Source organism: Nocardiopsis sp. ATB16-24, assembly GCF_030271535.1.
GTDB lineage: Bacteria > Actinomycetota > Actinomycetes > Streptosporangiales > Streptosporangiaceae > Nocardiopsis.
In genome coordinates this window covers 109316-122716 of the sequence record NZ_JASCXJ010000011.1, presented here as the reverse complement: position 1 = coordinate 122716, position 13401 = coordinate 109316, and the positions used below count along the sequence as shown (strand labels likewise).

General features: G+C 69.3%; 11 protein-coding genes and 1 riboswitch. Of the genes, 2 read left to right on the top strand and 9 right to left on the bottom strand.

Annotated features, from left to right (window positions below; all coding sequences use genetic code 11):
- Nucleotides 1–6: 6 nt before the first annotated feature.
- The 9 genes from PFX91_RS13990 to PFX91_RS13950 form a co-directional block, all read right to left on the bottom strand.
- The gene (locus tag PFX91_RS13990) at nt 7–978 is read right to left on the bottom strand and encodes an ABC transporter permease (RefSeq protein ID WP_285731961.1); all 972 of its coding nucleotides are present in this window, start codon (nt 976–978) and stop codon (nt 7–9) included.
- 24 nt (nt 979–1002) lie between these two features.
- Complete coding sequence (locus tag PFX91_RS13985; RefSeq protein WP_285731960.1) at nt 1003–2535, bottom strand: ABC transporter substrate-binding protein; 1533 nt, start codon at nt 2533–2535, stop codon at nt 1003–1005.
- A gap of 169 nt (nt 2536–2704) precedes the next feature.
- A complete protein-coding gene (locus tag PFX91_RS13980; RefSeq protein ID WP_285731959.1) occupies nt 2705–3589 on the bottom strand; it encodes a VOC family protein in 885 nt (294 codons plus the stop codon).
- Nucleotides 3586–3918, bottom strand: a complete 333-nt coding sequence (locus tag PFX91_RS13975; RefSeq protein ID WP_285731958.1) for a hypothetical protein — start codon at nt 3916–3918, stop codon at nt 3586–3588. Before PFX91_RS13975 ends, PFX91_RS13980 begins: the two co-directional genes overlap by 4 nt.
- Nucleotides 3915–4988 (bottom strand): class I SAM-dependent methyltransferase, encoded by a 1074-nt coding sequence (locus PFX91_RS13970; protein ID WP_285731957.1) that lies wholly within the window; start codon nt 4986–4988, stop codon nt 3915–3917. Before PFX91_RS13970 ends, PFX91_RS13975 begins: the two co-directional genes overlap by 4 nt.
- Before the next feature lie 14 nt (nt 4989–5002).
- Nucleotides 5003–6496: an aldehyde dehydrogenase gene (locus tag PFX91_RS13965; RefSeq protein ID WP_285731956.1), complete on the bottom strand. Its 1494-nt coding sequence runs from the start codon at nt 6494–6496 to the stop codon at nt 5003–5005.
- Nucleotides 6493–7911 carry an aldehyde dehydrogenase family protein gene (locus PFX91_RS13960; RefSeq protein ID WP_285731955.1) on the bottom strand — a complete coding sequence of 473 codons (1419 nt, stop codon included), beginning with the start codon at nt 7909–7911 and terminating at the stop codon, nt 6493–6495. Before PFX91_RS13960 ends, PFX91_RS13965 begins: the two co-directional genes overlap by 4 nt.
- Before the next feature lie 22 nt (nt 7912–7933).
- On the bottom strand, nt 7934–9130 hold the full coding sequence (locus PFX91_RS13955; protein WP_285731954.1) for an FAD-dependent oxidoreductase: 1197 nt from the start codon (nt 9128–9130) through the stop codon (nt 7934–7936).
- On the bottom strand, nt 9127–9903 hold the full coding sequence (locus tag PFX91_RS13950) for an aspartate racemase/maleate isomerase family protein (protein WP_285731953.1): 777 nt from the start codon (nt 9901–9903) through the stop codon (nt 9127–9129). Before PFX91_RS13950 ends, PFX91_RS13955 begins: the two co-directional genes overlap by 4 nt.
- A gap of 1068 nt (nt 9904–10971) precedes the next feature.
- A riboswitch (TPP riboswitch) is annotated at nt 10972–11074 on the top strand.
- 51 nt (nt 11075–11125) lie between these two features.
- Between PFX91_RS13950 and PFX91_RS13945 the strand changes: the two genes are divergently transcribed.
- Both PFX91_RS13945 and PFX91_RS13940 read left to right on the top strand, forming a co-directional pair.
- A complete protein-coding gene (locus PFX91_RS13945; RefSeq protein ID WP_285731952.1) occupies nt 11126–11908 on the top strand; it encodes a 3-oxoacyl-ACP reductase in 783 nt (260 codons plus the stop codon).
- Nucleotides 11908–13224: an LLM class flavin-dependent oxidoreductase gene (locus tag PFX91_RS13940; protein ID WP_285731951.1), complete on the top strand. Its 1317-nt coding sequence runs from the start codon at nt 11908–11910 to the stop codon at nt 13222–13224. The genes PFX91_RS13945 and PFX91_RS13940 overlap by 1 nt, the downstream gene beginning before the upstream one ends.
- The last annotated feature ends 177 nt before the right edge of the window (nt 13225–13401 follow it).

Sequence of the window (13401 nt, the reverse complement as noted above, 5' to 3'; positions counted from 1 at the left end):
GCTCGATCACCTTCTTCTCAACCTGGGGTCGGCGACCTGGAAGAGCAGGTCCATGACGGTGTTGACCACGAACACCAACAGGGCGATCACGAACACGGCGGCCTGCACCACGGGAAAGTCCAGCCGCGTCACGGAGTTGACCAGGAGCAGGCCAAGACCCGGCCAGTTGAACAGGTACTCGGTGATGAGCGAGCCTGAGAGCAGGAAGGCGAACTGTGCGCCGATGAGGGCCGTCGTGGCCAGCAGTGCGTTGGGCATCGCGTGCCGGAACAGCACCTCGGAGGGCGTGGCACCGTTGGCCAGCGCGGTACGGACGTAGTCCTGTTCCATGGACTCGGCCACACTGGAGGCGACCACGCGCACCAGTTTGGGAACCTGGAAACTGGCCAACGTCAGTGCCGGGAGGAGGACGGAACCGGCTCCTCCTCCCGTCACGGAGGGCAGTATCCCGAGGGAGACCGCGAAGATCTGGATCAACACCAGACCGATCACGTACCCGGGCACGCCCTGGACGATGGCGACCAGGACGCCGGTGAACCGCTTGGCACCGGTCTCGGGACGGGTTCCCAGCCACCCTCCCAGCGGGAGCGCCACCACGATGTTGATCGCGATGGCGGCCACCGCCAGGAAGAGCGTCGGGGGAAGTTGTTCGAGGACCAGTTCCATGGCGTCGCGCCCGGTGGAGAGCGAGGCGCCGAAATCGAGCACGAGCATCTGGCCGACGAAGGCCTGGTACTGCTCGATGAACGTACCGTTGAGTCCGTACTGGACACGGATCTGCTCGATCATCTCCGGTGAGGCGTTCTCCCCCGCCATGGTGTGCGCGGGGTCTCCTGACAGGCGCAGGAGGAAGAAGAGCGCCGTGGAGATGACCCAGAGGAGAATCGCCACCTGCAACAGCCGTACGGCCGCGTTACGTGCCATCGACAGGGCGAGTTCGACCCCGGGACTTCGGGGTGAGGTTCGCACGTCAACCATGGACAGGCCCTTCGAACATGGGGATTACTGGACGGTGATGTCCTCGTAGCGGATGAGTCGGTTCTCGTCCACGTAGCCCTGGAGCTGCGGGCTGGTGGCGTTGATGTCGGCCTGTTCCACCAGGAGCAGGGAGGGCGGGTTCTCCTGCATGCGTGCGGCGACCTCCTGCAACAGGCCTTCCCGGGCGGCGGGGTCGAACTCGGTGTCGGCCTGTCCGATCAGGTCGGCGACCTCTTCGTCGCAGAAGAACGCGGACGGCTTGAGGCAGGAGAAGATGGTGTAGGGGCGGCTGGCGTCGAGGATGGGCGCGGCGTTCCAGGACAGTCCGAACATGTCCAGGTCCCAGTTGTCGGTCTGGTACCGCTCCAGCCACTCGGCGAAGCTCACCTGTTCCAGGTGCAGGTCGACGCCGACCTCGGCCAGGTTCGCGGCGGCGGACTGGTAGATCTCGGAGTCGGCGGCGAAGCTGCCGACGACGATCTGGGAGGTCAGCTCCATGCCGTCCTCGTAGCCGGCCTCGGCCAGCAGTTCACGGGCCAGATCCGGGTCGTACTCGAATCCGGGCAGGTCGGGGTTGTGCCCGAAGGTGGTGGCGCTGGTGCCCTGTGTCGGGACACCGCCCTCTCCGCCGAGCAGTGACTCGACCATGGCCTCGCGGTCCACCGCGTGGTTGAGGGCGATGCGCACCCGGGGGTCGGCGATGGGGCTGTCCTCGTCGACCTGACGGAAGGCCAGGGACATGATCTGCGCGGGCGCGGTCTCGATCTGGAAACCGGCGTCGCTCAGGGAGGCGATCTGGTCGGGTGCGACGCGGATGGCCAGGTCGACCTGGCCGGACTGGAGCGCCTGGGTGCGGGGGGTGACCTCCGCCAACCGGGTGATGCTGAGGGAGTCGACCTCGGGGGCACGCCAGGAGTCCTCGTAGGCGCTGAGGTTGACCTCGTTCTGGGTGAGGGAGTCGACGCTGAAGGGGCCCGTGCCCACCGGTTCGGTGGCAAAACCCTCAGGGCCGAGTTCCTCCCACGCCTGGGGGGCCACGATGGGCATGACGCTGATGCGCGTGGGCAGGATGGGGTCGGGTTCGTCCGTGGTGATCACGACGCTGTGCTCGTCCTCGACCTCGGCCGAGGCCAGGGTGCTCAACTCACCGCCCACGACCGTGGTCGAGCCCTCCTCGCTGAGGAGGTAGTCCACGGTCGCGGCGACGGCCTCGGCGTCGAAGGATTCCCCGTTGGAGAAGGTGACGTCCTCGCGAAGGGTGAAGCGCCAGGTGGTCTCGTCGACGTTCTCCCACTCGGTGGCCAGGGCCGGATCGGTCTCGCCTTCGGCCGTGATCACCGTCAGGGAGTCGAAGATCGCCGCCCAGGTGTAGACGCTGGGTGATCCGACCGCGGTGAAGGGGTTCCCCTGACCCGGGGGAAGGTCGGGTACGGCGACGCGGAGAGTGCCTCCGGGCGCTCCTTCGGCGGTGTCGCCGTTGTCGGCTCCGCCGCCACACGCGGCCACTGCAAGGAGGGCGGTCGCCGCCCCGATGGCTCCTAGTCTACGTCTCAACATCGCAGCTACCCGTACCTCTCAGTGGAACGCTGTTTCTATCCTTGGATGGGAGCATGCAGTACGTCACACCTCTAGTCAAGGATTTTCTTCTCGCATCCGGGATCTTTTAAGGATGGAGGATCGCACGACAAAAACAGGCGGAAAAAGTCGCCTGAAAGTAACCGAAGGGTTATGGATGATATTCTGAAGTTACTCGTGGAATGAGATCGACCAGCGCCCCCTCGGGGGTGCGCAGCGTGTGGGCGTGCCGTACGTCGGCCTCCATGGCCACCACCGCCACCCCTCGTGAGGGTGGCCCACCCGGGGGTGGGGGAGCCGACCCCAGGTGAGGCACCTGATCGACTTCTACCAGGTGAGAGCCCTCAAGCTGGAGACTGCTGAGTCGATGCGCGGTGTCCTTCGCCAGGCCGAGGACCTCGTTGACCACACCGACCGGGGACGACCTGTCGCTGGCCCGAAAGAGGCGGATCCGCTCCTCCAAAAAGGCCCGTGTCGCCACCAGGTCCCGGGCCCCGAGGACCGCTATGAAAATACCGTCGACATCCCCTTGAAGGCGAGGGAGGGAAAAGCCGTCGATTGGTTTGAGGACTTGTGTCAGATAAAGAATGACACCGTCTCGACTCATGACTTGCCCTGCGGTCAACGGAAGCGAGCCGTCGTTCCCCAAACGGCGTGGTCGTCCCAGTACGCGGAACCCTTGTTCCTTCGCCCTCTCCACGGCGGCCTCGGCGTCCCGGACCATCAGTTCCAGAGCACGCCAGCCCACCGTGGCCAGGGGCGGGGGAACCGGAGTCCCCGAGCCACCGGCCAGCACCCTGATCCAGCCCCCCTCACCGGAGGAAGGGCGAAGGATCCGGGTCGGGGCGCCGGCCAGCGTGGGGGTCCCCCAACGTTCGGCCTCCGCCACCGAGAGCGGGGGGCCCTCCTCCGGGGAGGGCCAGCCCAGGGCCGGCGCGATCTCGGTTCGGGCCGACTCCGGGTCGGCGACGATGACCGTGGCACCGAGGATCGGTCCGGCCCGGACCGGGCCTCGGCGCCACGACGAGGAACTCATCGATCCACGGGTGTGATCAACGCACCGAAGACGCGCGCGATGAACGCGTCCCGTTCGGGGGTGCCGATGACGTCATCGGGCTCGTGGCGCACCTGGTCGGGGCTGGTGACCGCACCCGAGTCCACCAGTTGGTCCTCCAACGCGGCCAGTCTGCGCCGCACCACCCACAGTTCGGCGGCCAGGCCGACGCTGATGTGGAGCAACTGGTCGTTGACCCCGTCCGGAAGGAGCGCGCCCAGCGGTTCGGGATAGGAGACCTTCCAGGTGTCGCCCACGCCGGGGGTGGTCTTGTCCCGGGGGTCGTCTTCGGTTCGGGTGTGCGTGCTCAAGGCGTGCACCTCCAGATCGTCATGTGGCCGGGGGTGATGTCCACTTCGGTGAAGAGCTCCTTGAGGAACGCGCTCACGTTCGAATGGACGAAGGGGTAGGCGTAGGGCTCGGTGTTGAACCGCGAGTCGAAGTCGCGGCTGTAGTCGGCCCAGGGGTCGATCGGCGACGAGGCCTGTTGCATGTCCCGGATCTCCAGGACCCCGCCCGGGCGTAGGACCCTGTGCGCCTCGCGCAGGGCCCGACGACCTTCCTCGACCGGCATCTCGTGCAACAGGGTCGACATGTAGACGACGTCGAAGTGCGCGTCGGGAAGGCGCAGGTCTTCCGCGAGCCTTTGGGAGAAGGTCACCTCGGCGCCGAGCCGCACGGCCCGTGCGTGGGCGTAGCGCAGCAGTGGCGCGGAGGCCTCCACCCCCCACACCTCGGCCTCGGGCCAGCGATCCTTGAAGGCCACGGTCGTGCTGCCGATGGCACAGGCCACGTCCAGCACCCGTGAGACACGGCCGTCGGCCGGCTCCGCGACCGCGGCGGCGTTGGCGATCTTCGACTCGTCGTGGTCGTTGCCGCCGATGTGGAAGACCTTGGTGCCGTAGTGGTAGATGTACCCCGCCAGGGCGTCGGCGTGGTAACCGCCGGGTTGGCGGTGGTAGTGGACGGAGTCGTAGTACTCCGGATAGACGAAGTCCGGGTCCAGTTCCAGGCGTGCCGGGCCCTGGTCCTCATAGCGGGCGAGCTCGGCCTCCAACTCCTCGCGCCGGGTCTGGTAGGACTCCAGGACCCGCTCCCAGTTCATGCCCTGCGTACTGCGCAGGAGACGGTTGCGGGCCGCCACGGCCGGAAGGGGATCGCTCAGGGCCCGCAGCTCCTCGATGCCCTGAGGCGAACCTCGCCGTTCGGCCTCCCTCCGGACCTGGGAGGCGGCCACGGGCGTGACCTTGCGTAGGGCGAAACCACGTAGACCCTCGACGAAGTCCAGGTAGCTCTCGTCGTCATAGGCGGGCAGGGCCGTCATCGTTCCGATGAAGCCGCGCCCGGCGTCCACCGGTGTGGCGGCGGGTGTGTGCCTCACTGCCGTCCTCCTCCTCATGCGGGGGCCGTGGCCCGGTCGCTGTCGGTCAAGTGCAGGGATTGGTAACGGGTGTAGACGTGCAGGGACTCCGGTCCCAGTTCGCCACCGAGCCCGCTCGCGCGCCGCCCGCACAAAGGCGCCGCGCTGTTGAAGCCGTAGGTGTTGACTCCGACGGAGCCGCTGTCGATCCGGGCGGCGAGCGCCTCGCCCCGGGCCGGGTCGGCCGTCCACACCGAACCGGCCAGCCCGTACTCGGAGTCGTTGGCCAGTTCCACGGCCTCCTCCTCGTCCTCGTAGGGGATGACCGCGGTGACCGGACCGAACACCTCTTCACGGCTGATGGACATGTGGTTGTCGGCGTGGGCGAAGACGGTGGGCTCCAGGTACCAGCCACGGGACAGGTGCCCGGGGCGTCCTCCTCCCGTGGCGACGACGGCGCCCTCCGCGGTGCCGGTCCGGATCATGTCCTCCACGCGATCGCGGTGCTCGGCGCTGATGAGCGGGCCCATGCGGGTGTCCGGATCGAAGGGGTCGCCGACGGTGATGGAGCGCGCCGCGGTGACCACCGCGTCCACGACCTCGTCGTAGCGGGAACGGGGGGCCAGGATCCGACTGTGGATGAAGCAGTTCTGCCCGGCGAAGGTGAAGCACAGGTAGGGGACCATGCGGGAGAAGTGGTCCAGGTCCGCGTCCTCCAGGACGAGGGCGGCGGATTTACCACCGAGTTCCAGGACCACGGGTTTGAGCGCCCGGCCACAGGACTCGGCGATCATTCGGCCGGTCGGCGTGGAGCCGGTGAAGGCGACCAGGTCGGTCCCCGGATGCTCCACCAGGGCGCGACCCGCGCGGGCTCCACCGGTGACGACGTTGATCACGCCCGGGGGGATCCCCGCCTCCACGGCCGCCTCGGCCAGGTGGTAGGCCTCCAGCGGCGCCTGGGGGGAGGGTTTGAACACCACGGACCCGCCGGTGGCCAGAGCCGGGCCGACCTTGTACAGCCCCATCTCCAAAGTGCCGTTGTAGGGGACGATCGCGGCGGTCACCCCCACGGGTTCGTACCGCACCCTGCTGGAGCGGACCGCTCCCGCCGGTCGCGGGTCGGGGGAGGGGCGGGTGCGTTCGACCTCCCGGGTGCGCGCCAAGGTGGCGTAGTAGCGGAGGATCTCCGCCGCCCGGTTGGGCCGTGGCGGAGTGTGGAGGGGGCGGCCGATCTCATGCGCGAGCAGTTCCTTGATCGGCTGGTCGCGGGCCTGCAACGCCAAGGCCAGGCGCTCGATGGCCTCGGCGCGGTCCGCCTGCGGCAGGCGGGTCCACTCCGACCCGGGGGCCAGAGCGGTCCGGGCCGACCGCACCGCGGCGTCCACGTCCTCCTCGTCTGCGTCGGGCACACTTCCCAGGAGGGCCTCGGTGGAGGGGGAGACCAGGTCGAGCCGCCGTGTGCTTCGCGGTCGTCGCCAGGCCCCGTCCCAGAACAGTTCCGTGCGCGTGAATTCTCCGGTTCCGCTCATGCCGTGTTCTTTCCTCGGTAGGCGGCGGGCAGTCCGGGCTCGGTGGCGATCCAGACGCTCTTGGACCAGGTGTAGACGTTGACCGCCTCGGCGCCGTTCTCCCGCCCGTAGCCGGATCGCCCCACGCCGCCGAAGGGGACCAGGTCGGACAGCACCCGGTAGGTGTTGACCCACACGGTGCCCACCCGCAGTTCGGCGGCCATGCGATGGGCCCGGCCCAGGTCGTTGGTCCACACTCCGGCGGCCAGCCCGAAGTCGCTCTCGTGCGCCAGCCGGAGTGCCTCCTCCTCATCGCCGAAGGGGAAGACCGCCGCGACCGGACCGAAGATCTCCTCCCGGACCGCGGGGGCGTCGTGGGAAAGGTTCTCGAACAGGGTCGGGGGGACGTAATAGCCTCCCGAGAGCGCGGGATCCCGGGGAAGGTCGGACTGTGCCAGGACGGTGCCTCCCCGTTCCCGGGCGTCGGCGATGTGGGCGAGGGTCTTGTCGGCCTGCGCCCTGGTCACCTGGGGGCCCACGTCGGTCCCCTCCTTGGTCGGGTCGCCGACCCGCAGTCGCTCGACGCGCTCTCGCAGGCGCTCGGTGAACTCCCGGTAGATCCGCTCCTGGACGTAGACGCGTGAGCCCGCCACGCACATCTGGCCGCAGGAGCCCACCACCCCCTCCACCACCCCTTCCAGGGCGGCGTCCATGTCGGCGTCGTCGAAGACGAGCTGGGGCGACTTGCCTCCCAGTTCCAGGACCGAGGGCACGAAGTGTCCGGCCGCGGCCGCGCCGACGTGGGCTCCGGCCTGGTCGGAGCCGGTGAAGACGACCAGGTCCGTGCGGGGATCGGCGACCAACAGGCGGCCCGTCTCCGCCCCTCCGGGCACGACCTGGGCCACGCCCTCGGGTAGGCCCGCCTCACGGAGGATCCGTGCCAGGAACTGGGCGGTCAGCGGCGTTTCGGCCGCTGGCTTGAGCACGACGGTGTTGCCGAACGCCAGCGCGGGGGCGATCTTCTTGGCCGCGAAGAAGTAGGGGACGTTCCAGGGGACGATGCCCACCACGACGCCGTGGGGCTCCCGTTCGGTGTGGACCCGGTGTTCCCTCGGAACGGGGATCACCGTCCCGGTCACCTTGTCGGCGTACCCGGCGTAGTACTCGAAGCAGGCCGCGGCGCGTTCGGCCTCACGCCGGGTGTCGGCGATCCGTTTGCCGGTCATCCGGCTCTCCAGCTCCGCGACCTCCTGGACGTGTCCTCGCATACGTCGGGCGACCTCGTGGAGTAGTCGACCGCGTTCGGTGGGCGAGGTCGCCCGCCAGGCGGGGAAGGCCGCCACCGCGGCGTTCAGGGCCTCGTCCACCCCCACGGGGGTGGTGTCGGCGACCTCCGCGAGGACGGTACCGGTGATGGGCGAGTGGACCAGGGACAACGGAAACTCCAGGGTGTGCCGATCAAACGACGGGTCGGGGGACGGCGTCGAGCATGCTCATGCGTTCGACGAAGGAGCGGTGGGCCTGCGGATCGTCGGCCTGGGCCCTCAGCTTCCGGAGTCGCTCACGGCGCTCCTCGGGCATGTACAGGTCGCCTTGTCTGCGGTTGTCGTCGGTGGCCGGTTGCACCACACGGAGTGCGACCTCGCGCCGCACGCGCTCGTAGTCGCCGATGTGGGCGGGGTCCGCGTCCAGGTGCGGGGCCAGGCGACGTGCCAGGTACCAGGCGTCGTGTATCCCCGAGTTGAGGCCCATGCCGCCGGTCGTGGCGCTGATGTGGGCGGCGTCGCCGACCAGGAACACCCGCCCCCGCTGGAAGCGGGAGGCCACGCGCTGATGGCTGCGGTAGGTCTGGTGCTGGAGGAGCGGAAGGCTCCGTCCACCCAGTAGGGGGCGTAGCGCCCGTGCCACCCTGGGGTCTCGACCGCTGTCCTCGACCGCTGATTCGGGCCCCGTGTCGGGTTCGACGGTCATCGCGATCCGCCAGACGTCGGGGGTGCGGATCATCGACAGCCGGCCGTGGGGCCCGCTCCAGTAACTGACCGGGGCCAGGTCGGGGACGTGTTCGGCCAGATCCACCGGGGTGGCCATGACCAGACTCGGCGCGGTGTGGCTGGTCCCGTCGAACGCGATGTCCAAAAGACGGCGTGTTCGACTGTGGCTGCCGTCGGCCGCGACCGCCCAGCGCGCCCGCACCGTCCTGCGGCCGCCCGAGGTCTCGGCCTCCAGCGCGACGTGGCCGTCCTCCTGCCGCACGTCCTCCACCCGGTGACGGAACCGAACGTCGACCGAGGGCTGTGCCGCCACCGCCTCATGGAGGAGGCGCACCATCTTGTACTGCTCGAACTGCAGCCGGTAGGGGAACGGGGTGGCCCCTTCCAGGAGAGTGGTGTGGAACTCGGCCTTCTCGGCAAGTTCCAGGTCGCGGTACTGGACGCGCTCCACACGGACCGCTCCGTCCACGACCGGGCGGGCCAGGTCGAGCTCGGAGAGGATCTCCAGGGTCGGGGGGTGGAGCGTGGAGCCTCTCCACTCGGTGCGCACGCCCCCGTCGCCCTCTTCCAGCAGGACGACCCGCGCACCCTGCCGGGCCAGGGCCAGCGTGGCCGCCAGGCCGACCGGTCCGGCGCCGATGACGGCGACATCCATCAGGTTCATGTGCGACCTTTCCGGGTGAGGGTGTGCAGGCGGCGCAGTGCCGCGCTCGACGACTGCGAGAGCGCGTCGCCCAGGCCGGCCGCGTTCGCCGCGGCCCACGCCACCGCGACGTTGGAGGAGAGCAGGGGCAGCCCCGTCCGCCACACGGCGGCGTCCAGCGCGCAAAGGGAGCGGACTCCGGTACCGGTCACCACGACCGCGGTACGGCCGTCGTCCTCGGGGTAGCCCGCCGCCACGTGCGTCACGGCCTCGTGGACATCGGCGGGGGAGCGCTCGTACACCGAGACCTCGCCCCGAAGCCGATCCGCCGCCGCGACGGAGAAGCCCTCGTTCTTCCAGTGCTCCACGCACATGGCGGTGAGCCACTCCGGATAGGGGGAGACCAACAGCAGCCGGGTACGGGACAGGGCGGTCAGCAGCGACTTCACCGCCCCGGCCGCCGTGGTCACGGGCACGCCGGTGATCGCCGAGGCCTCGGCCGACCAGCGGGCGTCCCCTCCGGGACCCAGACCGTAGGAGGAGCCGGTGCAGCCGACGAACACCCTGCGCAGGGGAAGGGCGCCGAACCCGCGCACGGTGTCGGGCAGGTCATCGACATAGGACTCCAGTCGGGCGCGCAGGTCCAGTCCGATGTGTTCGGGCAGCCGCGCCGTATGTGCCGCCATGCCAAGGGGAAGGAGGTCGATGACCTCGTTCTCGAAGGAGGGGTTGGCGCTGGGGGTGACCAGGCCGACCCTGAAGGGTCGGTCCGTCGGTGTGGCGTGGCTCGTCACCGGGAGCTCCCTTCCTGGAAGCGGAGTGGGTGGCCGATCGAGGGCTCCTCCGCCACGGCCCCGTCTCCACGGACGGCCCGACCGCGCGTCGGTGTGCGCCGTGCGGCCGTCCCCGTGGCGGACCCCGTGAAGGGGAGGCGGGCCTGTGCGGACTCTGAGTCCTGTTGCGCGCATACGGCTCGAGAGGCCTTGGGGGGCGGGAGCGTGATGTCGGCGCCGCGGATCAGTGGGTCGAACTTCGTCACTGCCGGACCCCTCACTCTGGTTCGTGTGTTGCCGTCCACGTAGAAGCGTGTATTCCTCTTACCGGGACAGCGTTCCGGTTATCGTAGGTTTTGGTGTCTGCGTCGTCAATGCCCTGGTGCGAAGACCACTGTCCGTGCCGAAGGTTGCGCGGGGCGTTCTGTTGGCGGCACCCGCTTTCGAGCAGCGAGTACGGGCGAAAGTGGGCCGAGGGGGTCATGGGCGCGCGGTCGAGGGGGTGGGGTGGCGAGTGGCGCCTTGCCATCTGAGCGTGGAACAGTATCCCACTTATCGGAACAATTGAAGGCTATGGAACGAGGGCCCCGTCCCCCGTGTGAGGGTCTCGGGTACTTCTGTGCTCTTCGCCGGCTCGCCCACCACCCTCGGGCAGGGAGTTCGGTCTTCGGCCGGTACCCGCCGAAGACGCGACCGCCTCCACGTGGCACGTCGGTGACACCTCCGCCGCCCCCGTTCCAGGACCACTTTTGGTGTCGAGAACGGCCCTGGAACAGGGTTCGCCGCCAGGTCGAGGGGAGTCTCCTTCTCCCGTGGTCCCCCCGCTTTCCGAACGAGGCACACGGACGCGCTCGACCCCTGCGACGTCACCCGTCTTCGGGGTGGGTTGCCCTGCTCCGAAGAGCGGCCTTGGGAACGGGCTGGACCGTCGAGCACCACGAACCCCCGGGCTCGGGTGAACCCGCCCTGCCGCGAAGACCCAGGTCAGGGCCTACTCCAAGGTCGAAGCCCGCGCCTTCCCACGGAGTGTGAACGTGCACCGGACCGCACCCCGGTGGCCGGGGGCCGCGCTCATGGGCTACCTTGTGCTCCAGTGACACGGGGTGCCCGGGATCTGCTGATCCGGGCTGAGATGACACCCGTCGAACCTGATCCGGATAACGCCGGCGAAGGGATGTCCGCACACGGCCGATGACATCGGTGGCCAAGAGGAATGCCTTCGCCCATGTCAGAAAGGCCACCGATGAGTTCTTCCCGTACCGCGCTTCCCCTCGACCGGCAGACGGTCGTCGTCACCGGTGGGGCTCGCGGACTGGGCTCCCACCTGGTACGCGCGTTCCTGCGCGAGGGCGCACGCGTGGTGATCAACTACCGGTCCAGCGGCGAGGCCGCCCGGGAGTTGGCCGACACCCGCCCCGGACACGCGCTGGCCGTCGAGGCCGACGTCCGCGACCCCGAACAGGTCGCCGACATGCTACGCACCGCACAGCAGCACTTCGGCTCCCCGGTGACCACCGTCGTCAACAACGCGCTCGTCGACTTCTCCTTCAACGGGGACGCACGACCCCGCGCGAACACCCTCACCTGGAAGGACCTCGACCGGCAGTTCAGCGGTACCGTCCAGGGCGCGCTGAACACCGTGCAGGCCGCGCTGGCGGGGATGCGGGAGAGCGGGTTCGGTCGGATCGTCAACGTGGGCACCAACCTGTTCCAGCACCCCGTGGTCCCCTACCACGACTACACCGCGGCCAAGGCGGCACTGCTCTCCCTGACCCGCACCCTCGCCCATGACCTGGGCCCCGACGGCATCACCGTCAACATGGTCTCCGGCGGGCTGCTGCGCACCACCGACGCCAGCTCCGCCACCCCCGAGGCGGTGTTCGACCTGATCGCCTCCGGTACCCCGTTGCGGCGGGTCACCACCCCCGAGGAGTTCGCCGACGCGGCCCTGTACTTCGCCTCCCCCTGGGCACGCGCGGTCACGGGGCAGAACCTCGTCGTCGACGGCGGACTGGTGATGAACTGATGGCCGCCGCCCCCGACCGCCGGATGCACCTCAACCTGTTCATCTTCGGCTGCGGCCACCACAAGGCCGCCTGGCGTCACCCCGACTCGCCGGCCGAACGGATCGGTGACATCACCTACTTCGAGGAACTGGCCCGTACCGCCGAACGCGGTCGCCTGGACGCGGTGTTCTTCGCCGACGGCCACGCCGCGGGCGATGTCGCCGGAGGTCCGTGGTGGTTCCTCGAACCGTTGACCACCCTGGCGGCCATGAGCCGGGCCACCCGGCACATCGGTCTGGTCAGCACCGTGTCCAGCACGTTCTACACGCCCTTCCACGCGGCCCGTCTGCTGGCCTCCCTGGACCACATCAGCGGGGGGAGGGTGGGGTGGAACGTGGTGACGTCCATGTTCGACGGCGAGGCCCGCAACCACGGGTACGAGCGGATGCCCACGCACCAGGAGCGCTACGCGCGCGCCGAGGAGTTCGTGGAGGTGGTGCTGGGGTTGTGGGACTCCTGGAGCGATGATGCCCTCCACTACGACCGGGGCGGGCTCTTCGCGGACCCGGACCTGGTGCGGCCGGTCGACCACCGGGGGGAGCACTTCCGGGTGGACGGCCCGTTGAACGTGCCGCGTCCGGTGCAGGGACACCCGGTGCTGTTCCAGGCGGGTTCGTCGCAGCAGGGACGCGAGCTGGCGGCCCGCCGCGCGGAGGCCGTCTACTCCGTGGCCTACGACCTGCCCAGTGCCCAGGACTACTACAGCGACGTCAAAGCGCGGATCCGTCGGGCCGGCCGCGACCCCGGAGCCGTCGCCATCATGCCCGGCCTGGTCACCTACGTCGGTTCCACCGAGCGGGAGGCCCGGGCCAAGCAGAGCGAACTGGACGAACTGTTGCCGACCGAGGAGTCGTTGCAGCAGTTGGGCCTGTTCATCGAACAGGACTGCTCCGACTGGGAGTTGGACGCACCGGTTCCCGATCTGCCGCCACTGGAGGAGTTCACCGGACCCCAGGGCCGCTACGAGACCATTCTGCGCATCATCAGTGCGGAACGACCCACGGTGCGGCAGTTGCTCGGCCGCCTGGCCGCCGGCGGAGGGCACTGCACCATGGTCGGAACGCCCGAGCAGATCGCCGACCGGATGATCGCGTGGTACGAGAACGGCGGCGCGGACGGGTTCAACCTCATGCCGCCGTCGCTGCCGGGCGGGATCGACGACTTCGTGGACCACGTGGTCCCCATCCTGCAACAGCGCGGGCTCTTCCGCCGCGAGTACGAGTCGGACACGCTCCGGGGCCATCTGGGCCTGGAACGGCCGCCGTCACCGCACTGAACACGCAAGGGGCTCGGAAGGCACGTCCGTGACCCTTCCGGGCCCCGCCGCACCGGGCGATGAGGTCCGGCCGGGAACGTCACTCCTGGGAGAGACCCCGTCCCCGTCCCCGTCACCTGTGCATGGGACGACCGCCTCCGGGCGGGATCGGCGTGGGGAGTTCCCCGACTCGGGCGC